This window comes from Actinomycetospora cinnamomea (genome assembly GCF_003096675.1).
In the GTDB taxonomy this organism is placed as follows: domain Bacteria; phylum Actinomycetota; class Actinomycetes; order Mycobacteriales; family Pseudonocardiaceae; genus Actinomycetospora; species Actinomycetospora cinnamomea.
Genome location: NZ_QEKW01000005.1, coordinates 84,889 through 110,357, shown reverse-complemented (window position 1 = coordinate 110,357; position 25,469 = coordinate 84,889). Strand labels below are relative to the sequence as shown.

Annotated in this window: 23 protein-coding genes; 10 read left to right on the top strand and 13 right to left on the bottom strand. The window is 71.0% G+C overall.

The window, feature by feature from the left end; genetic code table 11:
* The first annotated feature begins 7 nt into the window (after window positions 1-7).
* On the top strand, window positions 8-1,417 hold the full coding sequence (locus tag C8D89_RS11705) for an FAD-binding oxidoreductase (protein ID WP_116708302.1): 1,410 nt from the start codon (window positions 8-10) through the stop codon (window positions 1,415-1,417).
* A 13-nt stretch (window positions 1,418-1,430) separates the two neighbouring features.
* On the opposite strand, the gene C8D89_RS11700 is transcribed toward C8D89_RS11705, so the two are convergent.
* The 4 genes from C8D89_RS11700 to C8D89_RS11685 all read right to left on the bottom strand — a co-directional run bounded on the left by C8D89_RS11700 (window position 1,431) and on the right by C8D89_RS11685 (window position 6,536).
* On the bottom strand, window positions 1,431-2,882 hold the full coding sequence (locus tag C8D89_RS11700) for an ATP-binding protein (protein ID WP_116708301.1): 1,452 nt from the start codon (window positions 2,880-2,882) through the stop codon (window positions 1,431-1,433).
* Window positions 2,879-4,543 carry an FAD-dependent oxidoreductase gene (locus C8D89_RS11695; RefSeq protein WP_207787183.1) on the bottom strand — a complete coding sequence of 555 codons (1,665 nt, stop codon included), beginning with the start codon at window positions 4,541-4,543 and terminating at the stop codon, window positions 2,879-2,881. The genes C8D89_RS11700 and C8D89_RS11695 overlap by 4 nt, the downstream gene beginning before the upstream one ends.
* Window positions 4,544-4,623: 80 nt before the next feature.
* Window positions 4,624-5,571 (bottom strand): hypothetical protein, encoded by a 948-nt coding sequence (locus C8D89_RS29170; protein ID WP_165825652.1) that lies wholly within the window; start codon window positions 5,569-5,571, stop codon window positions 4,624-4,626.
* Window positions 5,568-6,536: a hypothetical protein gene (locus C8D89_RS11685; protein WP_116708299.1), complete on the bottom strand. Its 969-nt coding sequence runs from the start codon at window positions 6,534-6,536 to the stop codon at window positions 5,568-5,570. Before C8D89_RS11685 ends, C8D89_RS29170 begins: the two co-directional genes overlap by 4 nt.
* Window positions 6,537-6,711: 175 nt before the next feature.
* On the opposite strand from C8D89_RS11685, the gene mycP reads away from it, so the two are divergent.
* Together mycP and C8D89_RS11675 are read left to right on the top strand one after the other, a co-directional pair.
* On the top strand, window positions 6,712-8,166 hold the full coding sequence (gene mycP / locus C8D89_RS11680; RefSeq protein WP_243418034.1) for a type VII secretion-associated serine protease mycosin: 1,455 nt from the start codon (window positions 6,712-6,714) through the stop codon (window positions 8,164-8,166).
* A gap of 70 nt (window positions 8,167-8,236) precedes the next feature.
* The gene (locus tag C8D89_RS11675; RefSeq protein ID WP_116708298.1) at window positions 8,237-9,094 is read left to right on the top strand and encodes a nitrilase-related carbon-nitrogen hydrolase; all 858 of its coding nucleotides are present in this window, start codon (window positions 8,237-8,239) and stop codon (window positions 9,092-9,094) included.
* 66 nt (window positions 9,095-9,160) lie between these two features.
* Here the strand turns inward: C8D89_RS11675 and C8D89_RS11670 are convergent, their stop codons facing one another.
* Together C8D89_RS11670 and C8D89_RS11665 are read right to left on the bottom strand one after the other, a co-directional pair.
* Complete coding sequence (locus C8D89_RS11670) at window positions 9,161-10,000, bottom strand: PhzF family phenazine biosynthesis isomerase (protein WP_116708514.1); 840 nt, start codon at window positions 9,998-10,000, stop codon at window positions 9,161-9,163.
* 41 nt (window positions 10,001-10,041) lie between these two features.
* Window positions 10,042-10,854: an E3 ubiquitin ligase family protein gene (locus C8D89_RS11665; protein WP_165825663.1), complete on the bottom strand. Its 813-nt coding sequence runs from the start codon at window positions 10,852-10,854 to the stop codon at window positions 10,042-10,044.
* A gap of 200 nt (window positions 10,855-11,054) precedes the next feature.
* On the opposite strand from C8D89_RS11665, the gene C8D89_RS11660 reads away from it, so the two are divergent.
* From C8D89_RS11660 to C8D89_RS11650, 3 genes are all read left to right on the top strand, one after another.
* Window positions 11,055-12,038 carry a Rossmann-fold NAD(P)-binding domain-containing protein gene (locus tag C8D89_RS11660; protein WP_116708296.1) on the top strand — a complete coding sequence of 328 codons (984 nt, stop codon included), beginning with the start codon at window positions 11,055-11,057 and terminating at the stop codon, window positions 12,036-12,038.
* Between the two features lie 26 nt (window positions 12,039-12,064).
* Window positions 12,065-12,838, top strand: coding sequence for a coniferyl-alcohol dehydrogenase (locus C8D89_RS11655; protein ID WP_116708295.1), 774 nt, complete (start codon window positions 12,065-12,067; stop codon window positions 12,836-12,838).
* Window positions 12,839-12,920: 82 nt separating this feature from the next.
* Entirely contained in the window at window positions 12,921-13,748 is an 828-nt protein-coding gene (locus C8D89_RS11650; RefSeq protein ID WP_116708294.1) for a serine protease, read from the top strand.
* Here the strand turns inward: C8D89_RS11650 and C8D89_RS11645 are convergent.
* The 3 genes from C8D89_RS11645 to C8D89_RS11635 form a co-directional block, all read right to left on the bottom strand.
* Complete coding sequence (locus tag C8D89_RS11645; RefSeq protein WP_116708293.1) at window positions 13,738-13,953, bottom strand: hypothetical protein; 216 nt, start codon at window positions 13,951-13,953, stop codon at window positions 13,738-13,740. The two genes, C8D89_RS11650 and C8D89_RS11645, sit on opposite strands and share 11 nt — an antisense overlap.
* Window positions 13,954-14,113: 160 nt before the next feature.
* Window positions 14,114-14,536 carry a hypothetical protein gene (locus C8D89_RS11640; protein ID WP_116708292.1) on the bottom strand — a complete coding sequence of 141 codons (423 nt, stop codon included), beginning with the start codon at window positions 14,534-14,536 and terminating at the stop codon, window positions 14,114-14,116.
* Between the two features lie 77 nt (window positions 14,537-14,613).
* A complete protein-coding gene (locus C8D89_RS11635; protein ID WP_116708291.1) occupies window positions 14,614-15,810 on the bottom strand; it encodes a MarP family serine protease in 1,197 nt (398 codons plus the stop codon).
* 160 nt (window positions 15,811-15,970) lie between these two features.
* Here C8D89_RS11635 and C8D89_RS11630 point away from each other — a divergent pair, with 160 nt between their 5' ends.
* The 3 genes from C8D89_RS11630 (at window position 15,971) to C8D89_RS11620 (ending at window position 18,773) form a co-directional block, all read left to right on the top strand.
* On the top strand, window positions 15,971-16,297 hold the full coding sequence (locus C8D89_RS11630) for a DUF3040 domain-containing protein (protein WP_116708290.1): 327 nt from the start codon (window positions 15,971-15,973) through the stop codon (window positions 16,295-16,297).
* A gap of 36 nt (window positions 16,298-16,333) precedes the next feature.
* Window positions 16,334-16,600, top strand: coding sequence for a GlsB/YeaQ/YmgE family stress response membrane protein (locus C8D89_RS11625; protein WP_116708289.1), 267 nt, complete (start codon window positions 16,334-16,336; stop codon window positions 16,598-16,600).
* 1,039 nt (window positions 16,601-17,639) lie between these two features.
* Entirely contained in the window at window positions 17,640-18,773 is a 1,134-nt protein-coding gene (locus tag C8D89_RS11620; protein WP_133251883.1) for a rolling circle replication-associated protein, read from the top strand.
* Here C8D89_RS11620 and C8D89_RS11615 read toward each other — a convergent pair.
* The 4 genes from C8D89_RS11615 to C8D89_RS11600 all read right to left on the bottom strand — a co-directional run bounded on the left by C8D89_RS11615 (window position 18,702) and on the right by C8D89_RS11600 (window position 24,610).
* Window positions 18,702-21,734, bottom strand: coding sequence for a DEAD/DEAH box helicase (locus tag C8D89_RS11615; RefSeq protein ID WP_165825662.1), 3,033 nt, complete (start codon window positions 21,732-21,734; stop codon window positions 18,702-18,704). The genes C8D89_RS11620 and C8D89_RS11615 overlap by 72 nt on opposite strands.
* Window positions 21,735-22,387: 653 nt before the next feature.
* Window positions 22,388-23,065 (bottom strand): hypothetical protein, encoded by a 678-nt coding sequence (locus C8D89_RS11610; RefSeq protein WP_165825661.1) that lies wholly within the window; start codon window positions 23,063-23,065, stop codon window positions 22,388-22,390.
* A gap of 394 nt (window positions 23,066-23,459) precedes the next feature.
* Window positions 23,460-24,134 (bottom strand): Shedu anti-phage system protein SduA domain-containing protein, encoded by a 675-nt coding sequence (locus tag C8D89_RS11605; protein ID WP_133251882.1) that lies wholly within the window; start codon window positions 24,132-24,134, stop codon window positions 23,460-23,462.
* 26 nt (window positions 24,135-24,160) lie between these two features.
* On the bottom strand, window positions 24,161-24,610 hold the full coding sequence (locus C8D89_RS11600) for an NUDIX hydrolase (protein WP_116708284.1): 450 nt from the start codon (window positions 24,608-24,610) through the stop codon (window positions 24,161-24,163).
* A gap of 75 nt (window positions 24,611-24,685) precedes the next feature.
* On the opposite strand from C8D89_RS11600, the gene C8D89_RS11595 reads away from it, so the two are divergent.
* Window positions 24,686-25,462 carry a GntR family transcriptional regulator gene (locus tag C8D89_RS11595; protein WP_207787181.1) on the top strand — a complete coding sequence of 259 codons (777 nt, stop codon included), beginning with the start codon at window positions 24,686-24,688 and terminating at the stop codon, window positions 25,460-25,462.
* The last annotated feature ends 7 nt before the right edge of the window (window positions 25,463-25,469 follow it).

Below are 25,469 nucleotides of genomic sequence, written 5' to 3'. Positions count from 1 at the left end.
AGGAGCCATGACCAGCACGATTTGCCCCGATCACGGCACGTTCGCCCGCCGCTTCGGCGGGCACGTCGTCCGGCCGGGAGACCCGGACTACGACAGCGCGCGCTCGGTCTGGAACGCGGCCGTCGATCACCGGCCCGCCCTGATCGCCCGGTGCCGCACGGCCGACGACGTCGCGGCCGCCCTGCGCCATGCCCGGGAGTCCGGTCTGGAGGTCGGCGTGCGCGGCGGGGGGCACAACTACGCGGGCAACGCGGTGCCGGACGGCGGGCTGACCATCGACCTCTCACCGATGGTCCACGCCGTCGTCGACCCGGTCGGCCGCCGGGTCCGGTGCGGAGGCGGCGCCCGGCAGGCCGACCTGGACGCCGCGACCCAGCGTCACGGTCTCGCGGTCACCGGGGGGACCGTCAGCCACACCGGGGTGGGGGGACTGACCCTCGGCGGGGGGATGGGCTGGCTGACCCACCGGTGCGGGCTGGCGATCGACAACCTCGCGGCCGCGCAGGTGGTGCTCCCCGACGGGCGTACCGTGCGGGCCGCCCCGGACGAGCATCCCGACCTGTTCTGGGCGCTCACCGGTGGCGGCGGCAGCTTCGGCGTCGTCACCGAGTTCGAGTTCCGCCTCCACGCCGTCGGGCCGACGGTGCAGCTCGGTTTCCTCTTCTGGGAGCTGGCGCGCGGGGGACCGGCTCTGCGGGTGGCGCGGGACGTGGCCGACGGCCTGCCCCGTGACGCCGGTGCCCTCATCGCCGCCCTGGACGCACCGCCCGCGCCGTTCGTCCCGGAGGCCCACCACTTCACCCCGGGGATCGCCCTGCTCGTCGCCGGGTTCGCCGGGGCGCGAGCGCACGCGGAGCTGCTCGCGCCGGCCCGGGACGCGCTGCCGCCGTTGTGCGAGTCCGTCGCCGAGCTGCCCTACATCGGGTTGCAGTCGATGCTCGACGAGGCGGCCCCCTACGGCGTGGTGCACGCCTACAACAAGGCGCTCTTCCTCGACGAGCTCACCGACGAGGCGATCGACGTCCTCACCGGGGCCCTGCCCGCCCGGACCTCGCCCCTGAGCCTCGTCCCGATCTTCCCCCTGGGGGGTGCGTTCGCGGACGTGGACGACGACGCCACCGCCTTCGGCGGGCGCCGCAGCAGCCGCTACGCGGTCAACATGGACGCGATCGCCCCGGACGCCGAGGGCATGGCCGCCGACCGCGCCTGGGTGCGGTCGCTCTGGCGCGACCTGCGGCCGTTCGCCGCCGACGCCGGGAGCTACGTCAACTTCATGACCGACCCCGAGCCCGACCGGGTGCGCGCGTCCTACGGAGCCCGCAAGTACGAGCGCCTCGCGAGCATCAAGGCCGAGTACGACCCGGACAACGTGCTGCACCGCAACGCGAACATCGTGCCGGCGCCGCGCCCGGCGTGAACGCCCCGGGCCGCTACGGCCCCGGCTCGCGCGCCGGGCCCTCGAGCGGCAGGCAGATCTCGAACGTCGTCCCCTCGGGACCGGTGCGGACGCGGATGTCGCCGTGGTGCTTCTTGACCACGATCCGCCAGGAGATGTCCAGCCCCAGGCCCGTGCCCTCGCCGACGTCCTTCGTGGTGAAGAACGGCTCGAAGATCCGTGGGCGCACGTCGGGCGGGATGCCGGGCCCCGTGTCGCTGATCTCGACGATGGCGTTCGGCCCGTCGCGCCGCGTACGGATGGTCAGCGTCCCGGAGCCGTCGCCGTGCGACCGCATGGCGGCCACGGCGTTGTCGATGACGTTGGTCCACACCTGGTTGAGCTCGGCGGCGTAGGCCGGGATCCGCGGCAGGTCGGGGTCGAGCTCCTTGACCACGCGGATGCCCTCGAGCTTGCGGTTCATCATCACCAGCGTCGACTTCAGCAGGTCACGCAGGTCGACCTCCTGGAACGGTGCGCGGTCGAGCTGGGAGTACTGCCGCGCGGCACCGACCAGCGTCGCGATCCGCCCGGTGGCGTCGGTGATCTCGCCCATGAGCGTCTCGGTCTCCACGGCGTAGGCGATCCAGCGCACCGCCGCCTCGATCGAGCCCGCGGGCACGGCGCGCTCGACCTTGTCGAGCCACTCGGCGTCGAGCCCGCCCGCGACCAGCACCGGCGCGAGGTCCCAGGCACCTCCGACGCCGCGCTCGTCGAGCCAGTCACCCAGCTCGTCCTCGGCGTCCGAGGCCTCCAGCGCCGAGAGCTCCGGCGCGGTCTCGGCCCGGTTGACCGCGTCCTCCTGCAGCTCGACGAGCTGCGCGACCATCTCGCCGTCCAGCTTGCCGCAGGCCAGCAGCCCCAGCTTGTGGCGCATGCCGGCGACGCGGCTGCGCAGCGACTCGGTGGCCCGCTGGGCGGCCGCCGCCGGATTGTTCAGCTCGTGGGTCAGGCCCGCCGAGAGCTGCCCCAGCGCGAGCAGGCGCTCGCGCTCGCTGGTGATCGTCGAGGTGCGGCGCATGCCGACCACGAGCCCCTCGAGCAGGTGGATCGGCAGCGGGAACCAGCTGCGGAGCGCCTCGGCCCACTCGGTGGCCGGCAGCGCGAGGAACGTCGAGTCCCGCGTGGCGCGCAGCGTGGCCTGGTAGGTCTGGTCGGCGCTCGGGATGTAGGCCTGCATCGACCCGCCGTAGGCGCCACGCTGGGAGGTGCGGGTGGTCTCGACCTCGTCACCGCGGATGCGCTGGATCATCGCGAGCTCGCCGGTGAGCAGCACCCAGAAACAGCGGGCCGGGTCGCCCTCGCGGCAGACGTCCTCGCCGGCGGAGAACGCGACGACGTCGCCGTGCCCGGCGAGCCAGTCGAGCTGGTCGTCGGAGAGCGACTCGAACAGGAACAGCCCGCGCAGCTCGTCGCGGGTCAGCTTGTCCGGGGTGGACGTGGTCATCCGTTCTCCAACCATCGGTGCACCAGACTCACCGCCATCGCGCCCTCACCCACCGCGGACGCCACGCGTTTGACCGACTCGGCCCGGACGTCGCCGACGGCGAACACCCCGGGCACGGAGGTCTCCAGGTGGAACGGATCGCGCTCCGGTTCCCATCCCGGCGGGCCCTTCTCCTCGGGCCGCCGCGGCAGGTCGGACCCGGTGAGGACGAACCCGCGACCGTCGCGGGCCACCACGCCCTCGAGCCAGTCGGTGCGCGGCGCGGCGCCGATGAAGACGAAGAGCCACGAGGCCTCGACCGTCTCCTCGTCACCGCTGTTCCTGTCACGCAACGTCAGCTTCTCGAGGTGGTCGGTGCCGGAAGCCCCCACGACCTCGGTGCAGGTGCGCACCTCGATGCGCGGGTTGGCCCGGATCTGGTCGATGAGGTAGCTCGACATCGACGCCTCGAGCGACGGCCCGCGCACGAGCATCACCACCCGGCGGGCGTGCCGGGAGAAGTTCATCGCCGCCTGCCCCGCGGAGTTCGCGCCGCCGACCACGTAGACGTCCTGGTTCGCGCACGCGCTGGCCTCGGTGGCCGCGGCGCCGTAGAAGACGCCCTGCCCGGTGTGCTCGTCGAGGCCCGGGCAGTCCAGCATCCGGTACGAGACGCCGGTGGCCAGCACCACGGCGTGCGCGGTGATCTCGGTGCCGTCGTCGAAGCGCACCACCCGGGCCCGCCCGCGCGGCTCGAGCGCCGTGACCGTGCGCGTGGTGATGACCTCGGTGCCGAACTTCTCGGCCTGCAGTCGCGCACGTGTGGTCAGCTGGTCGCCGGAGACGCCGTTGGGGAAGCCCAGGTAGTTCTCGATGCGGCTCGACGTGCCCGCCTGTCCTCCCGTGGCGCGCGACTCGACCAGCACCGTGCGCAGCCCCTCGGAGCCGCCGTAGACGCTGGCGCCGAGCCCGGCCGGCCCGCCACCGACCACGACGAGGTCGTACACGGCCTGCGTCGCGCTGGTCGCGAGCCCCGCCGCCGCGACGACCTCCCCGTCACTGGGCTCCACCAGCGCCTGCCCGTCCGCGGTGACGACGACCGGCAGGCGATCGGCGCCGACACCCGCGGCCTCGAGCAGGCGGGCGCCCTCGGGCTCGTCGACGCGCAGGAACTCGTAGGCGAGCTGGTTTCGCGCCACGAGGTCGCGCAGCTCGTAGGAGCGGGACGACCAGCGGTGCCCGACGATGCGGATCGAGGCCGCCGGCCGGTCGGGCGCCTCCCGCCACGCGGCGAGCAGCGCGTCGACCACCGGGTAGAGCTTCTCCTCCGGCGGGTCCCAGGGCTTGAGCAGGTAGTGGTCGAGGTCGACGACGTTGATCGCGGTGATCGCGGCGTCGGTGTCGGCGTAGGCCGTGAGCAGCACGCGGCGGGCCCGCGGGAACAGGTCCATCGCCCGCTCGAGGAACTCGACGCCGGTCATTCGCGGCATGCGCTGGTCGGCGAGGATCACCGCCACCTGCTCGCCGCGCAGCGCGATCTCGCGCAGCGCCTCGAGCGCCGCGGGCCCGGATTCGGCGCGCACGATGCGGTGGTGCTCGCCGTACTCGCGGCGCAGATCGCGCGCGACGGCGCGGGAGACGCCGGGGTCGTCGTCGACGGTCAGGATCACCGGACGGGTCACGGCGACGAGCCTAGGCGATCGCAGGCCGGAGGCGTCTCGATCGAATCAGCCCGTGACGCACCGGGACCGGCCCCGCGCGGTCAGTCACCGCCACCTCCTCCGCCGCCTCCTCCGCCACCGTCCCCGCCGGAGCCACCGCCGCCCCCGCCGTCTCCACCGCCGGAGTCGGAACTGCCGGTGTCCGTCCACGACGAGTCCCCGTCCCCGCTGCCGCCGGTGAGGGGAGCGTCGCGCGCGGCCCGGATCTTCGCGTCGAGCTCGGCGAGCACGAGGACGCAGAACGCGGCCCCGGCGGGCGAGAGACGCTCGGGCACGCGGGCGTCGGGGTGGACGCGCCCGCGCCCGCCGGCCCGGGGCCGCCCGATCCGCACGAGCCAGGCCACGCCCTCGGCGTCGACCAGCGTGCGGCGCGGGACGGGGTGGCCGCCGCGCACCTCGAAACGCAGGCGTGCACCGTCGGCGGTGATCTCCCAGGAGCGGCGTCCGGCGGGTCCCGAGCGGCGGGCCGTGAAGACCGGGCCGGAGGAGTCGCCCGCCGTCATCACGCCCGCCCGCATCCGCAGCCGCAGCCGCCGCTCGCCGTGCTCGAGACGCGCGACGGGCCCGCCGCGCTCGCGGGAGTCGCGGACGAGGACGGCCGCCGGCGCGTGGTCGACGTCGATCAGGTAGCGGACCCCCGCCGCGGCGTCGTCCGCCCCGGGCGGGCGGAACCGCACCGGCTGCCCGACGCCGTACTCGCGGACGTCGTCGCGCACCCGCCGCCGCACCGCCGAGACGAACTGGTGGATCAGGCCCCAGAGCAGGAACGGGCTCACGAGGATGACGGCGGTCAGCACGTTGACCGCGCCGTCGTCGGGGATCCCGGGCTCCGGCGAGGCGTCGAGACCGACCGCGATCGCGGCCGCGACCGCGGCGAGCACGAGGGCACCGAGCCACCACAGGTAGCGGTGGTGCCCGAGGCGTCGCGGCGACCAGCGGGGCGCGGGTCCGCCGTGAACGGGGCGGAGGGGGCCGAGGGTCGTGGTCATGCGTTCGCCCGTTCGTCGTCGGGGACGGTCTCGGCGGCTCGGCCGGGGGGCGGCCAGCCGGCCCAGGCCTCGGCGACCTCGTCGCGGCGCATCGCACCGACCTCCTGGCCGTAGCTGCGTACGCGCGCCAGGTGCTCCTCGAGCTCGCAGACGAACCAGAGGACGAAGGCGGCCGCGTCCGGGGCGAGCTCCTCGGGCAGGCGTCCGTGCGGGTGGAGCCGGGCCGCGCGTCGCCCCCGGACCTGGTCGACGAGGGAGGGGATGCCCATCTGCAGCAGCCACGCCGTGCCGTCGGGCTCGAGCAGCGTGCGCCGCGGCGGGTCCTGCAGGCCCCGCACGTCGACGTGCAGGCGGCGCCCGTCGAGCACGAGCTCCCACCGGGCGCGGTAGGGCTCGGGCAGCCCCCGGCGCTCGGCCCGGTGGCGCACCGTGCCGTCGCGGGCGGTGGCCGTCAGCCACCCCCGCCCCGAGCGCAGGCGCAGATCCCCGGCGGAGCTCTCGATCCTGCGGTGGCGCCCGCTCCGCACGGCACGCTCGACCACCCGGGCGGCGTCGGGCACGCGGTCGACCTCGACGCGCAGCAGGACCTCCTCGCGGGGCGGGGGCCACGCCGGGGCGCCGGGCTCGCGCCGCGGCACCTCGCTGCGCACGGGCCGGCCGACCCCGTGGGTGCGGACGTCGTCGTGCACGCGCCGTCGCACCGCGGACGAGAGGCTCATGCACAGCCCCACCAGCAGGAACGGCGAGAGCAGGCCGACCGTGGCCAGCACCGCGAGGGCGCCGGTGTCGTGGATGCCCGGCTCGGGCGAGGTGTCCCGGGCGATGGCGACGGCCGCGGCGAGCGCACCGACCAGGAGCGCGCCCGCCCACCAGAGGTAGCGGTGGTGGGCCCACCGGCGGGGGGACCAGCGTGACACCGGTCCGCCCCCGGGCAGGTTCGCGTCACGCGTCGTCGTCGCGGTCATCGTCTCCTCCTCCCGAGGTCAGCTTTGCGGTGACGGAGAGAGACGACAAGTCGGAACGCTGAGCCAGAAGGGTGGACGCACCCCGCGGTCGGCTGTGCCACGGCGACCGTGCGCCACACGCACCGGTGCGCCCGAACGGGCCCCCGGCGCCCGCCGCGCGACCTACGATCGGCGCGTGGAGATCCGCGGGCGCCGGGTGGCCGTGGTGGCCACGGTGGTCACGGTGGCGGTCGCGGTGGTGCTCGCGCTGCTCGTGCCCGTCGTCCCGGCGGCGGTCGCCGCGCCCACCGCGCCCACCGCGCCCACCGCGCCCACCGCGCCCACCGCGCCCGGCGAAGCCCCCGTGCCCCCGCCGCCGGACCCCGCCGCGCTCGCGGGCCTCGACCCCGAGCCCCGACCGTTGCCCGGCGTGCGGCCCCGGGTGGCGTGCGTGACCTCGGTCGGCGGGGGCGACGCCGTCATCCCCGGCGCGCCCTGGTCGCAGCAGCGCCTGCGCTTCACCGACGCCTGGCGCTTCACCCGCGGGGCCGGCCAGACCGTGGCCGTGATCGACACGGGCGTCAGCCGCCACCCGCGGCTCGCCGGGCGCCTCGTCGACGGCGGCGACTTCGTGGCCGACGAGACCGGGCTGCGCGACTGCGACGGCCACGGCACCCTCGTCGCCGGGATCATCGCCGCGGCGCCGGACCCGGCGACCGGCTTCGTCGGTGTCGCCCCGGACGCGCGGGTGCTCTCGATCCGCCAGTCCAGCGCCACCGTGGCGACCACGGCGCCCGACGGCTCGACCACCGCCGGCGGCGGCAACGTCGCGACCCTCGCCGAGGCGGTGCTGCGCGCCGTCCGGCTCGGCGCAGGAGTCATCAACATCTCCGAGGCTGCCTGCGTGCCGACGGCCGACGCGCCCCGGGCGCTCGCGGGGCTGCGGGCCGCGGTGCGCGCCGCGGTCGACGCCGACGTCGTCGTCGTGGCGGCCGCGGGCAACGCCGGGTCGGGCGCGTGCGTCCAGGGACCCGCGGGCGAGAGCTCCGGGCAGGTGGTGGCGCCGGCCTGGTTCGGTGACGACGTGCTCTCGGTCGGCTACACGCGCCGCGACGGCCTGCCCGCGCCGCAGAGTCTGCGCGGGCCGTGGGTCTCGCTCGCCGCGCCGGGTTCGGAGATCGTCTCGCTCGACCCGGCCGGCCCGGGCGTGGTCGACCGCATCGTCCCGATCGGCGCCGACCAGGCGATCCCCGTCGAGGGCACGAGCTTCTCCGCGCCCTACGTCAGTGGCGTGGTCGCCCTGGTCCGGGCGCGCTACCCCGGGCTCGACGCCCGCCAGGTCATGGCGCGCGTGACGTCCTCGGCCGACCGCCCCGCCGCCTCTCCCGCCGCGGGCCACGACGACGCGGTGGGCGCGGGCACGGTCGACCCCGTCGCCGCGGTGGCCGACGTGCGCCCCGACGAGTTCACCGGCACCGATCCGGCGACGGCGTCGCCCGCCGAGGCGGGGCGGGTCGACCTGAGCAACACCCGGGATGCACACTCCGGATCGCGCACGGTGGCGCTGATCGGGTCCGCGGGGGCAATGGCGCTGCTGGGGGGAGCCGGTCTCGCCGTCCTCGTCGCGCGCCGGGCACGCCGGCCGCGCTGAGGTCCGCTGCCGCGCGCCGCCGTCCTGTCCCCGACGCCGTGCGCGGCGCCGAGCCCCCGAGGAGCCCGCGGTGCGCATCACGCTCGCCCAGACCGACGCCACGCTCGGCGACGTCGACGGCAACCTCAAGCGGGTCGAACGGGTGGTCGCCGAGGCCGTGGACTCCGACTCCGACCTCGTGGTGTTCCCCGAGCTGGCGCTCTCGGGCTACCAGGTCGGCGACGTGCCCCACGACCTCTCGATGGCGCCCGACGACCCGCGGCTGCTGCGCGTCTCGCAGCGTGCGGGCGGGGCGGGCGTGCTGCTCGGGTTCCCCGAGGCCGGCAGCCACGGTCTGCACACCTACAACAGCGCGGGCTACTACGAGGACGGGCACCTCGTGCACACCCACCGCAAGCTCTACCTGCCGACGTACTCGACGTTCGAGGAGCGCAAGCACTTCCTGCCCGGCCAGCACTCCCGCGCCTACGGGGTCCGGGGCGGGCGCCACCGCGCGGCCACGCTCATCTGCAACGACGCCTGGCAGCCCCAGGTGGCCTTCCTGTCGGTGCAGGACGGCGCGCACCTGCTGCTCGTCCCCGCCAACTCGGCGCAGTCGATGACGCCCGAGCGCTACGACTCCAAGGAGTACTGGCGCAACATCACCACGTTCTACGGGCGCATCTACCAGCTGTTCGTCGTGTTCGTGAACCGCGTGGGCGTCGAGGGCGGCCTGACGTTCTGGGGCGGCAGCCACATCGTCGACCCGTGGGGCGAGGTCGTCGGCGAGTGCGGCGAGGGCGCCGAGGCCGAGGAGATCTGCACGATCGACATCGACCTGGCCGACGTCCGCCGGCGCCGCCGCGACATCCCGCTGGTGCGCGAGGCCCGCCTGGGCCTGCTGCGCCGCGAGATCGACCGCCTGCTGGACGAGGGCGGCGACCTTTGAGCTGCGCTCTCGTGCGTGCTTGTCCGTGCTGGGGCACGGACAGGCGCTCACACGCCCGCAGGGCGACTAGATCTTCGTCGCCTCGGCGAGCAGCTCGCCCCGGGTCACGGTGACGGCGTCGCCGCGCAGGTAGACGCGGTCGCCGGCCAGCTCGACGCCCACCTCGCCGCCGCGCGGGGAGAGCTGGGCGCCGACGAGGCGCTCGCGGCCCAGGCGCTCGGCCCAGTAGGGCGCCAGGCAGCAGTGTGCCGAGCCGGTCACCGGGTCCTCGTCGATGCCCACCGCGGGGGCGAAGAAGCGCGAGACGAAATCGGGCGCGCCCGGCGCCGGGTCCTCCTCGGCGCGGGCGGTGACGATGACGCCGCGCCCGCTGGCCGCGCGCAGCACCGACAGGTCGGGCTCGAGGTCACGGACCTCCTCCGCCGAGGGGATCTCGACGAGGACGTCGTAGCGGCAGCGCGCGAGCTCGACCACCGCGGCGCCGAGCGCGTCGGCGAACTCGTCGGCGAGGTGCCCGTCGGGCAGCGCCGAGACCGGCACGTCGACGGGGAAGTCGAGCTGGATGCCCCCGCCGGGCAGGCGCTCGGCGCGCAGCACGCCCGATGCGGTGCGGAACGCGATCGGCGAGGGCGCCAGCCCCTGCTCGAAGAGCACGTGCGCGCTGGCCAGCGTCGCGTGCCCGCAGATCTCCACCTCGACCTTGGGCGTGAACCACCGCAGCCCGACCTCGCCCGTCGCCTCGAGGGTCGACAGGTCGACGAACGCCGTCTCGGAGACGTTCACCTCCGCCGCGACGGCCTGCATCCAGGCGGCGTCGGTCGCGTCGGTGAGGCACACGCCGGCCGGGTTGCCGGTGAAGGGCGAGGACGTGAACGCGTCGACCAGGTGGAGCTGCACGCTCCCCATGGTGCCGTGCGCGGCGGCGTCGGTGGTGCGCGGCGCCGGGTTCACGTCAGCAGATCGACGACGGTCAGCACCAGCCCGACGACGGCGAGGGCCGCGCCGCCCCAGGCGAACCAGCGCTGGCTGCCGACCGCGTCCGCGCGCAGTTCGTCCTCGGAACGGGTCGAGACGATGAAGGGGTCGGAGGACGACTCCGGCTTGCCGATGACCAGAGGCCCGATCCTGTCGTGGACCTCGCCGAGGATGTAGAGCGGCCGGCCGGGACGGATGACCCACTCGGTGTAGACCATGCCCAGCGTGTCGCTGCCGTGGCCCATGAAGCCCTGCACCACCGCGGCGAAACCCGACGCCCGCTCCGGCCCGCCCGGGACGAAGTTCTCGTGGACCTTCTCGGGCCCGTCGGGCGCGGTCCCGTTCGGGTCGACGCCGATGATCCCGGTGGCGTCGACGAGGGCGTAGCCCTGGTGCGAGGTCTGGTCGAGGACGGTGTCGGTGCGCTCGCGGCGCCGCCAGTGGCCGTGCGAGTCGCGGTAGTGCTCGGTGTACTTGTGGGCGACGGTCTGGCGGTACCAGACGCATTCGACGCCGCTCTGCGGGGCGCGCAACGGACCGTCGGGGTGCGGGTGCGCCGTGCCGACGACCTCGCAGACCTTGCGGAAGCCCCCGTTCCCCCCGAGGTCGGCGAGCGTGCTCCGGTGCTCCTCGAGCTCGGCGATCGGCAGGGTCTCGGCCGCGATCATGGCGTGCCGCCGGGCGCGGGCGCCGTGGGCCGCGAAGAAGCCCGCGACCCCCAGGGCGAGCAGGACGAGGCCGACGATCCACATGATGAGCTCTCTCCCGTCACGGTCGGCGGCCACGCGGGCCGCTGCTTGTTCACAGAGCGTCACACAGATCGTCGCCGATCTCCACCATCCGACCATCAGGGCATGGTGAGCGCGCTCGTCGTCACTCTGCGCGTCTGAGGTGTCGCGCGGTGGCGCCCGGGTAGCCCGGCGGATGCGACTGCTCGTGCTCGGCGGCGGCGGTTTCCTCGGGGTTCCACGTCGCGGCCGAGGCGGTGCGCGCCGGCCACGCGGTGACGGTCGCGAGCCGGTCCGGGGACGCGCCGCTCGAGGGCGTCGACGCCCTCGCCGTCGACCGGTACGGCGATCTCTCCGGCCTGCGAGGTCGCGCGTTCGACGCCGCCCTGGACACGTTCTCCGACCCCGACGCGGTCGGGCGTGCCGCCGGCCTCCTCTCCGGGGCCGTCGGCGCGTACGGCTACGTCTCGGGGATGAGCGTCTACCACCCCGACGGCCCCGCCGTGCCGTCCGCCGGCGACCCGGTCCGCCGTGAGGGCGAGGCCACCCACGAGGGGGCGGGCGGGGACGGGGCGGGCGGGGAGGACCGTCTGCAGGAACGCTCCGTCGCCAAGCTCGCCGCCGAGGACGCCCTGGCCGCGTTCGACGGCCCGGTGAGCGTGCTGCGCGTGGGGATCATGGTCGGGCCGCGCGACCCGTCGGACCGCTTCACCTGGTGGCCGGTCCGCCTGGCCCGGGCGCTCGCGGGCGAGGCGTCACGCACCGTGCTCGCCCCGGGCGATCCGACACGGGCGGTGCAGTACAGCGACGCCCGCGACATCGCCGCCTTCGCCCTGCACGCGCTGGCCTGCGGGTACGACGGGACCTTCGACACCGTGGGCCCCGGACGTGCGCAGCCGCTGTCGGCGGTGCTCGACGCCTGCCTCGAGGCCGCGGGCGGGCGCCCCGGCGACGTGACCTGGGCGTGGGCGGGCGAGGACGCGCTGCGCGCGGAGCTCGGCGACGTCGAGGAGGAGGCACGCCCGCTGTGGTTCCCGGAGGACCAGATCCCGCAGGACGCGATCGACTCCTCGCGGGCCCTGGCCGCCGGACTGCGCTTCCGCCCCGCCCTCGAGACCGCCCGCGACGTGCTGGCGTGGCACCGCGGCCGGGGGAGCCCCGCGCTCGCCGCCGGCCTCGACCGCGCCCGCGAGGCCGACCTGGTACGACGCTGCGCCACCGGGACTGCCCCGAGGGGGTGAGGGGACCGCCGCTACCGTCTCCCGCCATGAGCACGGTCTTCCTCGTGACGGGTGCGTCGTCCGGGGTGGGCCGCGCGCTGGCGCAGTTCCTCGCGCGCCACCACGTGTCGGTGATCGGGCTCGACCGGCGCGAGCCGCCGGACCGCGAGGTGTCGCACGTGCGCTGCGACCTCGCCGACCCCACCTCGATCGACGCCGCGGTCGAGAGCCTCGACGGCCAGGTCGACGCGCTGGCGAACGTGGCCGGCGTCGCCGGCACCGCACCCGCCGAGACCGTGCTCGCCGTGAACTTCCTGGGCCTGCGCCACCTCACCGAGGCGCTCGTGGGACGCATCCGTCGTGGCGGCTCGGTGGTCAACGTGTCCTCGTCGGAGGGCCGGCACTGGGTGGCCCACCTCGCCGAGCTGCGTCCGCTGCTGGCCACCCGCACCTTCGCCGAGGGACTGCGCTGGTGCCGCGAGCAGCGGCCCGACCGCCCGGTCTACGACGTCTCCAAGGAGGCCGTGCTCGCGTACACGACCGCGTCGTCGACGCTGACCTGGGCCGACGGCGTGCGGATGAACGCCGTGGCGCCGGGCCCGGTGCGCACGCCGTCGCTGCCCGAGGTCGAGCGCTCCACCGACCCGCGCCGCCTCACCCGCTCCCGCTCGACCGCCGGCCGCGACGCCGAGGCCTCGGAGATCGCCTCGGTCGTCGCGTTCCTCATGTCCAACGAGAGCCGGTGGGTCAACGGCCAGACCCTCGCCGCCGACGGTGGTGTCGCCGCCGCCACCACCTGGGCCGCCCTGCAGACGCGCTGAGCGTTCGCCCGTCACCCGGGCGTGACCGAGCCGTTGCACACGACGGAGTGGTCGGTACGGTTCCTGGCTCGGGGAGTGACGGATGGCAGCACGCTCGGTGCGTCGGCTGATGGTCGCGGTGGCGACGGGGGCGGCCGTCGCGGCCGCCGCGTGGCTGGGCGGCCCCGCCGCGGTCGCCGCCCCGGGCGACGGGCCGGTCGCGACCGCACCGGGCGTCCACCCCGGCGTGCAGACCCGCACCGACGGCGCGCAGTGCACCGCGAACTTCGTCTTCACCGACGGCGCCGACACCTACCTGGGGCAGGCCGCCCACTGCTCGGGGACCGGCACGTCGACCGACGTCGACGGCTGCCGGGCGGGCTCGCTGCCACTCGGCACGCCCGTCGAGATCGCGGGCGCCAGCCGGCCCGGCACGCTGGCCTACAACTCGTGGCTGGCCATGCAGGCCGCCGACGAGACCGACCCCGACGCCTGCGCCTTCAACGACTTCGCCCTCGTGCGGATCGACCCCGCCGACGTCGCGGCGGTCTCCGCCGCGGTGCCGGTGTTCGGCGGGCCCACCGGGGTCGACTCCGACGGCGCGCGCCCCGGCGAGGTCGTGCGCAGCTACGGCAACTCCGAGCTGCGCGGCGGGGTCACGCTCCTGAGCCCGAAGGTCGGCACGGTCGTCGCGTCGCGGGGCGGCGGCTGGAGCCACGACGTCCTCACCGCCACGCCGGGCGTCCCGGGCGACTCGGGCAGCGCGTTCCTCTCCCCCGACGGCTCCGCGCTCGGCGTCCTGTCGACGCTGCAGTTCGCGCCGCTGCCCGCGAGCAACGGGGTCAGCGACCTCGCGAAGATGCTGGACTACGCCCGCGACCACGGGATCGAGGACGTCCGTCTCGTGACGGACGGGTCGGTCAGCGACTGACGGCCCGGCGACGACGCCCGCTCGGGGCCCGCGGCGGCGCAGGGGCCGACGGGACCGCGGGGTGGGCCGACGCCGCACGGCGCCGGGCCTCCGCGGCCCGACGCTCCTGGCGCGACGACCACCGGCACGTCGCCAGGTACAACGGCACACCGATGACCAGCACCGAGACCACCAGGAACGCCCCGACCGCCACGATCCACTCCACGCGCACCGACCCCCTGCGTCCGCCACCTCGCGCTCGGAGTCGCACGATCGGGTGACGGTGTTACGGGATCGTCGCCGGGATCTCGCCGAGCGTCCGTGTCCCTCGCCGTCCGGTGCCGGCCACGGGGCGGGCGGTCGATCGGCTCCGGGGTCGCGCGGGGTCAGTCCTCGTCGAGCACCTCGTCGAGCACCAGGCCCGTGGCGATGCCGAGCATCCAGACGTCCTTGGCGATCGTCAGGCCCTGCGGCGACGGCGCCAGGCTGCCCTCCTTGCGCATCCCGGGCGTGCGCAGGTACAGCCCGAGCAGTCCGGCGGAGAACGCCGCGAGGCCCGCGCCGGCCACGGCCGTGGGGACGACGGGCAGCAGCAGCGCGGTGCCCAGCGCGATCTCGGTGGCCGACAGCGCCTTGAGGAAGTCGGCGGGCTTCATCTTGCCGAGGAACGGATAGGTCCCGGACGCCATGCCGTGCATCGCCTGCGCGGTCTCGTCGTCCCCGCGGGCCTTCTCGATCCCCGAGTTCAGGATGAACGCCCCGGTGGCGATCCGTCCGGGCAGGTGGCGCTTCTTGACCCGCAGCTTCACGGCGGCCTCTTCTCATCGGTTCAACCTTCAACGGTGACCCTACGCCGCCCCACCGACACCCCGCGCGACGCCGCCGCTCACGGGCGGCAGGCGCCGACCGGGGCCTCCTCGTCGCGGGCGACCGCGTCCTCCACCACGGGGCGGACCTCGTCGGGGGTGAGGGCGTAGGCGGTGTCGCCGCCCGCCGCGTCGCCGGCGAACACCACACCGCCGACGCGACCGTCCGCGGTGACGAAGGGACCGCCGGAGTTCCCGCGCTCGACGGAGCTCGCGAGGACGAGGACCTCGCGACGGACCTGATCCTCGCCGTAGATGTCCCGCCCGACGGCGTCGATCCGCGTCCGCACCGTCGCCGGTTCCACGACGAGGTCCGTCCGGCCTCCCGGGAAGCCGAGGACGGCTCCCTCGGTGCCGCGGCTCAGCGCCGTGTCGGCCCACGCGATCGGGGGCGCCTCTGTGTCGGGAACCGCGAGGACGGCCAGGTCGAGGTCCGGGTCGACCCCGATCGCCACGGCGGGGTGCGTGCCGTCGGTGTCCTGCACGGTGAGTCGCTCGAAGCCGGCCACGACGTGCGCGTTGGTCACGACGACACCGGGGCGGGTCACGAACCCCGAGCCCGTTCCGATCCGGCCGCCGCACCCCACACCGCGGACCATCACGGTGCTCGGCTGTCCGGCCGCGGCAGCCGCCCGCACCGACGCGTCGGCCGTCTCCGGCACCGGCGCCGCGGTGACGCCGCCACCGAGGTCGGCGAACACCTGCGGGAAGCCCTGACGGTCGAGATGGGCGGCGACGCTCCCGACGACGTCCGGCGGTGAGGGCAACGCGCGGTCGAGGACGTCGACGACGGCCGATCCGCGGATCTGCTGGGAGATCGCGGCCGACGGGCCCTGCACCAGCGCCCCGGCGAGCAGCCAGACCACGAACAGCGTGATGGCGACGCCGACACCGATGCCGGCCACGCGATCGACCGGACCGACCCCGACGCGGTCGGCGCCGCGGCGCAGGCGGAGACCCACGGCGATCCCCACACCCTGTCCGACCAACCCCGCAACGAGGAGCAGGCCGAGGGTCAGCAGGGCCGCTCCGGGCCCGTCGACGATCGCGTCGGCGACACGCGGCGCCAACCACATGCCGGCGAGCAGACCGAGGGCGAGACCGGCGAACGCGGTGAGCTGGGACAGCGCACCCTGGCGCCAGCCGCGGAACACGGCGAGGAACAGCAGCAGGACGAGCACCGCGTCCAGCAGGTTCGGCGCTCCTGTGCTGTTCACCTGACCGACGCTACGGGCGAGCCGGCGGAGCGGACGGGCCCCTGCTGCGATCGTCAGCTCCCTCTCAGGGCCTGCTCAGCTCCAACTGACATCGTCGTCAGCGGAGTGCCGGGAAGCCTGGTCGGCGTCGTGTTGTCCGCCGCCCACGGAGGGGTCGTCCATGACCGCCACGCCCGCCGGCCACGATGCGCAGCCGCCCGAGCGGCGGCCCCTTTCCGAGCACGAGCAGCAGGCGCTCCGCGAGCTCGAGGCCCACGCCACCGAGACCGACCCCGGCCTGAGCATGCGGCTGCGGCGCGCGACGCCGCGCTGGAACTCGGGGATCTCGTCGCGCACCTACAACACGATCGTCCAGGTCGCCGTCGTCTACGTCCTGGCCATCGTCGTGCTGCCGCGTCCCGCGGCGGGCGTGCTGATCGGGCTCGCCCTCGCGCTGCTCCCCGCCCTGCTCGCCGTCTGGTCGATCCACCGGGACTCCCAGCGCTGATCGCGCCGGGACGTCCACCACAGAAGGAGTGATCTCGTGATCCTGACCATCCTCGGCTGGATCGTCTTCGGCCTCATCGCGGGCTTCATCGCGCGGGCGCTGGTGCCCGGCAAGGACGACATCGGCATCCTGCGCACGATCCTGCTCGGCATCGCCGGGTCGGTCGTCGGTGGCCTGGTCTTCGGGCTGCTCACGGTGGGCATCCGTGGCTTCGAGCCGACCGGTTGGATCGGCTCGATCATCGGCGCGATCATCGTGCTGGTGGTCTACAACAAGGTCACCGGGCGCAAGAGCCGGGTCTGACCACACCCTGACCGGGAGAACGGAGCCCACCGAGCGTCCGCGCTCGGTGGGCTCTGGCTGTGGCCAGGGGCGGGGTCGAACCGCCGACCTATCGCTTTTCAGGGGCCCGGAACACGCCACAACTCGTCTAGGTGAGTCTGCTGAGCAGGGCGAACGACAGGAGCAGACGGGGCCGGACACTCCCGAGTCTCGTCCCGCTGGTGCAGGGCTGGTGCAGTGCACCCACGCCGCACGGCACGGCCTCGGGGTCTCTCCCTCGGCGGCGCGGGGTCGCCTCGGACAGGTCGCTCGTGCCGGGGCAAGGGCCACACCGTCGACCCTCTGGACCTTCGTGCTCAGCGTGGCCCTTGCGGTGGTGCGAGCGGGCTGTCAGACCCCGGAAGCGCCGACGGGGGCGAGACCCCGTCCCGACCACCACCACACTCCCGACCCGCTCGACGCTCGCGCCTCGTCTCCTCAGGTCGGTGTCCTGGTCCAGGGCGGAGCGCCTGGTCGCCGAAGGCTCGCACCCATTCGTCCGCTGATCCCGTCCGCCGCCGTCTCGCCGCTCTGACCGCCAGGGCCGCGAGACGGCCCATCTGACGCGCCCACCGCAGACCCCACCGGGTCCTGCGGCGATGCCGCGCGTCCGCATCCGGTCAGACGCCGCGAGACGACCTCGCCGAGAGGTCTCGCCGTGTCCCACTCCCCCACCTTGAGCACCCGGTCCCGCTCGTCCTCGGCGTTGTCGTCGACTCGGTCGTCGCGACGGTCGCTGCCCGCCCTGCCTGATCCCTGGCGCACGTACACGCCGGCGCCCGCCTCCTCGCTGTCGTCGTGGGCGGCCGGGGCAGGAGTGGCCGGCACGCCGCAGCGGGTCGAAGACAGGAGCGACCGGCGTAAGCCGGTCGCGACGGACCCGGCCGCCGCCCCGGCGCCAGCCGAGGGCCGGCCGCCTGGGCTTGTTCTATGTGCCATATCGGGCCGCGGGCCCAGCGACCACGTCGACACCGAGTCTGACGGCCTCGACGAGACGTCGGTCCCGGACTCGATCGCGGGGTTGTGGACCCCGGCGTTCCCCTCTCCGGAGCTCGTCGACGCGGCGGCCGCGATGCTGCCCGCGATCCGCGAGGAGCCCGGCACCTTGGCGGAGGGTCCGCGGTGGGAGCTGACCGTCGGGCCGGGCGTGTTCGCGGTCGCCTGCCGGGACTGGGCTCGGCGGGAACGCACCGAGGAGCGGGCGCGCGCCGCGCACGTGAAGGACGTCGATGCCGCGGTGGCCGCGCACATCGCGACCGACGAGTGGCCCGAGCCCCCGACGCCGCGGACGGCGATCACCTCGTGGTCGCGCAAGAGCAGGGCGAACATGGTGCGGCGGCTCTGCGAGCTGGACTACACGCCGCTTTACGCCTCGGGTCGACTCCCGGCGATGGTCACGCTGACCTACCCCGGCGACTGGCTCACTGTCGTCCCCACCGGGCAGGTGCTCAAGCGGCACATGAAGGCGCTGCGCAAGCGCTACGCCCGCGCCTGGGGCGAGGAATGGGCGTGCGTGTGGAAGCTGGAGTTCCAGCGCCGCGGCGCCCCGCACGTGCACATGCTCTGCACCCCGCCCCACGGCCGCGCCCGTACGACCGGCGAGACGTTCGCCGTGTGGCTCTCTGCGGCGTGGGCCGACGTTGTCGATCACCCCGACCCCGAGCAGCGCCGCCGTCACGAACGCGCTGGCACCGCGCTGGACTACGCCGAGGGCCTGCGCGCCCCCGACCCGCGACGGGTCGCCGCGTACTTCACCAAGCATGGGCTGATGGCTGCGAAGGAGTACCAGCACCACGTCCCGCCTGAGTGGTCCGAGCCCGGCACCGGCCCCGGCCGCTTCTGGGGCGTGTGGGCCCTCCACCGCGCCATACGCACCGTCCGCGTCTCGCCCGACGATGGCATCCGCGCCGGCCGCGTGGCCCGTCGCTGGGCGAAGGCCCAGCGCCGCGCCCAACACACCTGGAAGCCCCGCGTCGACCAGACGACCGGTCGCGTGCGCTTCCGCCGGTCGCGCTCCCGCGTGCGCCTCATGTCAAACGGCAACCGCGGCTGGATCGCAGTAAACGACGGCACATCTTACGCCCTACAGGTCGCCCGGTACGTCGCCTCTGAACCCCATGAGGGAAATCGAGAGCTCCCCACCTCTCAACTCTAGATTCATCTCAAGCCCGGCCGACATCAGTGCCTGCACTTCGATGTGCCTCATGATGGGTACGGCTCCGAGCGAGCGGCGCTCACCACCTGCAATCTCATGCACTACCACAGGTGCTGGAGAAGAAGACAGATCGTCACAGGCAAGCTCAAGGCGGCCGTCTGATGCCGCCTCTTTCCATCCCTCAAGTCGGAACGAGGTCACTCCGCTTCCAAGGAGCTCCTGCAAGATCGACCTATCTTGATCACGACAATATTCGAGAAGCTCCCTAGCGTCGAGGTTGGTAGCAGAAAACCTCTCGCGCCACCCGTCGATCCCCACAGCGCTTAGCCATGCGACCGTGCCGTTTGGATCAACACCCTCATACTCAAAAGCCTCAGCAATGCTGTTGGCAACGTCCCTGGAGTGCACCCCAGACGTCAACAGTTCAACGGCGTGCTTCGAACGTACGCCGTATCTAACCAACGTCGCCAAGTTTGTGGGAAACTCCGCCTCAGCTCGATCAGCCTCAAGATGTGCATTTACAAGGGCCGCCAACGCCGCGAGCATCCATGCGAAGTAGTGCTCACAAAAGTCCGTGACAGTATCAACAGCTTGCTCGATGCGCTTCGTTTCGGACTCAATACGCGAGAAGAGTCGCTCCGATATTCCTAGAAGGCTAGCGCCTGACACCCACTCAGCAAGGAGGTCACCCGGAGAGACCGTGAAGGTCTGGCCATTCTTTCCCTGCTTCGATTGAAACTGAAGACCAGTACGAGGACACTCGTTGAAGTCGAGCATCGCGTCTAGTACCCCTACTTCCTCCAGAAAGGTCAGCACGCTACCGGGGTCCGCCTCGCTTGTGAGGTCGGTCAGCGACCAGGTATCCGCGACGCGTCGAGCAAGGTCGTCGAGACGTCTCGATGTCTGGAGCCCTGCGCCCGTTCGCGACCAGCGGATTCGAGACTCTCGATCTAGCTGTGCATACCTACTCGTAACTGCCTCGACGACCGATTCATAGCGCGCTCTGAGCTCGGCGTCCAGTTGCCGATAGGCCAATGTTCCAGCGAATGCCGTCATCGGGTCGGGCGATCGCTCGGCACTAGTCAGCTCTTCTTGGGCGGCAAGAATAAACCACACGTACTTCGTGAACTCCGCCAATTCGTCGTGGGCGCTCAGTACCGCATCCTCGCCGGCGCGAAGAGCTTCCTCGAACACCGCCAACGCTTCGAGCGCGGACGCCTCCAGCAGGACTGACGAAACCCGAAGGTCATCTTCCGCGGGCTCAAATAGGTCAAAATCAGATTCGGTGGGGGCCGCGTTGCGCGCAAGGATTACCCACCCCTCCGTCTCTTTCGTCGCCCGACCAGCGCGTCCAACGGCGTTAACAAGCCGCGAGCCCGTGAGGTGAGTTTCTGGCGACTGTCCAGGGTAGGAATTTTCTGCGAGTACAACTGTCCGTACGGGCAGATTGACACCCTCAGCGAGGGTAGTTGTGGCCGTCACGTAGTTCAGCAGACCGGCCCGCAGACCATCTTCAATCGCTTCCTGTATATCGATTGGCAAGCCTGCGTGGTGGAACGCCACACCCTTGGCTAATAGCCCAGGTAAGGGATGCTTCTCGCTAAGCTTCTCCCGAGCCATCTCGGCCAAGTCTTCACACTGTTGCAGAGCTTCTAGGCCCTCTCCAACTGCATTGGCCATTGCGACCGCGCCCGCTCGAGTCGACCGGAATACAAGCACGGGTCCGGCTTGTCCAACATGTCGCACGATATCGGCAAGCATGCGGTAGCTAGGTGTACTCTTCGGCCCTTCCGGACTGCTGTCCCTCTCCAGCTGGGCTGTGGCGCGGAAGACAGTTTGCCCAATCGGCTCTGTTGTCTCTACGGCCTGTGATTGCCCATGAGCGGGCCGAAGTCTGACTCTTCCGTAGGTATCGTAAACAAGTCTCTTCGAGAGGTTCCCCCTGGCCCGTGGCACGTCCTGAACTGTATAGTCATTCCACCTGATATCGGTATTAAAGACCGCGTGCAGCCTTCGAGGTCCTCGCCAGTCGGATTCAAGTAGCTTTGCAGGTCCGTCCGACGACATCCACGCCGCAAGCTGCCCGGCATTCCCGAGAGCGGCAGACAGTAAGACGATCTTGTGCTCCGTGTCCCTTGTATGCAAGTGCAAGAATGAGAGCACCGACTCGAGCTTGAAGCCGCGAGACTTCTCCTTTATCAAATGCACTTCGTCGAAGACGAACATTCCATACTGCTTGAGCACGTCGTCCGGGTCCCGTCTCAAAGCTTGGTCGAGACCTTCCGGCGTCATGATGGAAACATCGCCGAGGGCTCGATCAAAGGAGATCGGGAAGATTTCATCTTCTCCAAAGACTTCACGGAAGAACTGGTCGACGCTCGCTGCGAATTCCGGCAGTTCGCGGGAAAGGGACTTACCCAACAGCAAGAGTCGCGAATTAAGATCTCTGCGAATCTCCCGCCCGAGACTCCGTTGTGGCACAACGTAACACACACTGGAGTCTGATCTCGCTAAGAAAGAAACCGTCAGGAGCTGGGATATCAGTGTCTTCCCGGCACTGGTCGGTACCGATAACACGATCCGACGGACATTTTCGTGGAGGGCGTCGAGTGCCTGACCGTCCTCGTTCGTCGTTTCGGGGCGGAGGAGCTCGCGTTGCGGCTTCCAAAGCGCAAGGATCGGGGGAGACGAGAGTGTGAATGCTTGCTTCGCGCTCGCGGGTAGGTCTGGCGGCAGCAGTGACCAAACGCTACCGGCGCCCATTTCGTCCGCCAGGAACCTTAGGTGGGAGGCCACCCATCGTGCGTCGTGGTCTCCCAGTCCTTCTGGTGATGTCAACGCCTGATCGATCAGCTGAAGCGCTGCGTCGAAGTCCTCAGTATCCCCCAAAGCTAGATACTGCAAGAGGTGGTGAATCGCCTCGACTACGCAATAAGTTGGACCGAATATCGTGCGAGCCATGTCGTCGATACCTGTGTCGCCTTGCAGCTGACGCAACTCAGCGCGCCAGCGCCCGAGACGTTGCCGTGTCCGACCTGTGTCGAGTCCAAGAAACGATACACCAGCATCAAGTGCGAGCGATTCAAAGTCGAGAACTGGGGTCGGGCCGGCGACAGACGGTTCAGCGAGAGACTCAGATGGAGCGGGCGTGATCCTAAATCGCCTCTCGAGCGCAATCGCGTTCGGCTCTCGGTCGCTTCTGTGGTATCCAACTTGAGCACCGAACGCCAGCTTCAATCGTTCTCGAGTCGGACGATCGCTCGAGATTGTGGCCAGATCGAAGATGTGAGCACTCAAGGCGAAGGCGTTACGTTGCCGATCAACAGTGTAGAGTTGTGCCGCCGCGTCTGAACTCGCGACTCCGTGCAAATACCACGCGGAGCGCAGGAGTTCTTCCGGGAAGTCATGCTGGTGAAGAAAAAGGGTCACTTCAGTGCGAGCTATTTGAGCCTGGAGTTCCACAGCAGTCGGCAAGGCCGACGTCCAGTCATCCGCGGTCTCTGGCCACCTAGGAGCTGTAGATGGGTCGAACCATTGAACGCGTTGATAGGGGTTCGTCGAATTTTGAGTTAGCGTGGGGTGAGGACCCAAAGCGTTCTCGACAAGCTCAATGTCTAGAGCACGCTCCATACGTTAGCTCGAACCTCCTCGGAGAAGCTTTCGAAGTCCGAGATCGCCACGACGAGGCCCTCAAGCTGCCAATCTCGCCGCTTACCTGGGAAGTATTGGTGCATGGTAGAGAAGCATTGTTGCGGCGCCTTCGCGCTATGAGTTCCCACTGCGATTCCGGCAGCAGACTGTTCGTCGTCGTCGACCCATAGATCTACTAGTCCGGCGTATAGCTGCTGCATCTGCGGGTCGTAGTCGAGCGACGCTGCGATTGCGGTCATCTTCGCCAAATACTCGGTTGCCCTATCGCCGAGTTGGTCGTAAGCCCTCTTGACTGTTGCGGAGACGGCAGCGCTGCCGACGCTATTCTTAATCTCCCACAGGCAGAAGCTGAGCTCGCCGCCGTGCTCTTTGCGCCAGATCGCCAGTCCATCGCCGCCCGGTTCCGTGGCGTGCAAACCGGGTCCTTCAAGCCGTGCCAACGATCGACCTTCGCGATGTCGCTCTTCCGCGCTGATGCAATACCAGAGGAACTCGGCGACCCAACCGCAAACGTGAGAGTCGGGCTTTGGGGTCGCTGGGGTGCCGAAACCAGTGCCAATGAACGGGGTGATTCGCTTCTGGTCCCGCAGGTCTAGAGTCGCGCCTGCTTGGACGGCCTCCCGCCACAAAGGGTAGGCCACATTCGATCCAGCGCACCGCCAGCGCATCGATAAGTCGGCGAGCCGACAAGCTGCCTCGGTCACATCCGCCCCTCGGTCGGCTTCCAAAACAGCTCTAGTCCAGCGGCATCCATTCTTATCGACATAGGACACAGGTTGGAGTAGGTCTGTGAAGGTTCGGTGTACCTGTCCCTGCCGATGGCACCGACAAGCTGGCGCAAACCCGGGAAAGAGGTCGAGGGGATCAATTTGAGGTGGAAGCGCTTCTGTCTCCTGAGTGGTCAACGCCTGCGCTCTCCGGGTCCGTCGGGCTACTAGTTCGACTGCATGTCGCTTGAGTGCTGCTTCTCGTTACAAGTCGCTTGAGGGCCGTGGACGCTGGGCGCCTTTCGATGACGCGGCCAGTCCCGACTGCCTAGCTCGCACAGTCGCATGGGGCTTCGCGAGGGAAGTCCCTTATCTCGCGGAGACGCCCGGCGGCTTCTCGTGCAAGCCAGTCATAAGAGTGGATTGCAACCCGGTGCTCCCACATGAAGTAGGCCAACTTCTCTCTCGTCGTGTCGTCCCGTTGCGATTGCCGCCCGACGAGAATCAATCCCCTCACTTGGTAGGTCAAACCAATCATGCCGAGACCGTTGGCTGCTGCTGGACGTTCGGCGTAGTCTGCGTTTCGCAACAACCATTGGCGCCAGTCCGCTAACTGCGTAATTGCCTCGTTCAGATGACGTCCGGGTACGCCTCTCGAATTAAACGGGGACGCGGTGGGGCTTTGCAGTTCCACAAGCGTCCAAACAACGCCCGTGCTATCTAGACGAGCGACAGCGAAGTCTGGTATCCACTGATTTCCGAGGCGCGGTTGCGGGATAATCCAACGGCATTGGCCGCCGTACTCTGCCGTCAGCATCCCGGGATGCCGTTCTAGGAACTGCTGGATTGGACGCTCATCGGACGCCGCAGCTAGGACCTGCTCATACTCTTCGATCTCATCCTCGGTCGCTTCGCTCCCTGGATCGCTCGAACAAACGCGCGCAACTCCGTCGGCGTTCAGCGCATCACGAGCAGCTGCTAAGTACCTGTCAATCTCAGACACGCGCCAGAACCTATCCCACTGGGAGTCTAAGCGTCAGCTGGTTCTGACGAATTTACGAGGCTCTTCCCGTCATGAGCGCGTACAGCGGGAGCGCCTTCGAGGAAGGCGTCGCTGACCCGAATTGCATAAGCTTCTGTCATCATCTGTGGAATCTCGCTTCGGTGTACCCAGCGCGCTTCAGTAGCCTCATCCGACGAAGTCGTGGAGGTCGACAATGGATGGCAGCGGAAAACAAGGGAGATGATCCCGCGCGGCATATTCTTGTAGGCACCTGTGAGGCGGTCCACCGCTGCCTCAACGCCCGTTTCCTCGAAGACCTCCCGCGCAACGCCTGCCGCTGGGGTTTCGTGTAGCTCGAGCACACCTCCGGGTGGCTCCCATTGGCCGTTGTCGCGGCGTTGGATGACGAGCACGCGGTCACGGTCGTCGATGACGATGCCGGCGACGCTGACCGAGTGCTTGGGCGTGTCTGCCACTGTCGCCTCCTGACGTTCGTGACCGTTCGGTAGCGTTCGGCATTGATGGTAGATGTCCAGTCGTCTGGAGGAGTCGTGCAGCTCGGGGCCATCGACCGCGCAGACGACCGGCCGCCGTATCGGCAGATCGCCGACCACCTCCGGGCCGCGATCGACCGTGGCGACCTGGCGGCCGGCGACAAGCTTCCGAGCGAGGCCGTGCTCATCGAGCACTACGGCGTCGCTCGCATGACCGTGCGCCAGGCCGTCCAGGAGCTGCGCAACGAGGGTCGTGTGGTCGCCGAGCACGGGCGCGGCACGTTCGTTCGCCAGCCCGTTCAGGTGCGTCGGCTCGCGTCGGAGCGCTTCGCCCGACGCCACCGGGAGGCGGGGCTGGCGGCGTTCAGCGTCGAGGCCCAGAAGACCGGGTTCACGCCGAACGTCGATCAGCTAGAGGTGTCGACCGGGCCCGCTACCCCGGAGATTCGCGACCGGCTGCGCCTCGGCGACGGCGAGGAGGTTGTCGTGCGGTCCCGGCGCTACCTCGCCGATGGGCAGCCGGTCGAGACCGCGGTCTCCTACCTGCCCGCCTCCGTCGCCGCCGGGTCGCGCATCGTCGAGGCGGACACCGGCCCCGGCGGCATCTACGCGCGCCTGGAGGACATGGGCTTCGAGCTGGACCACTTCACCGAAGAGGTCTCAGCCCGGATGCCGTCCGCCGAGGAGCGCCGCCGGCTCCAGCTCACCGATGGCGTGCCCGTCGTCGTCCTCGTTCGCACCGCCTACGACACGACCGGCCGCCCGCTGGAGGTCTGCGACACCCTCAAGGCCGCGCCGGCGTACGTGCTCGAGTACGAGGTCCCGGCACGCTGACCCGCGA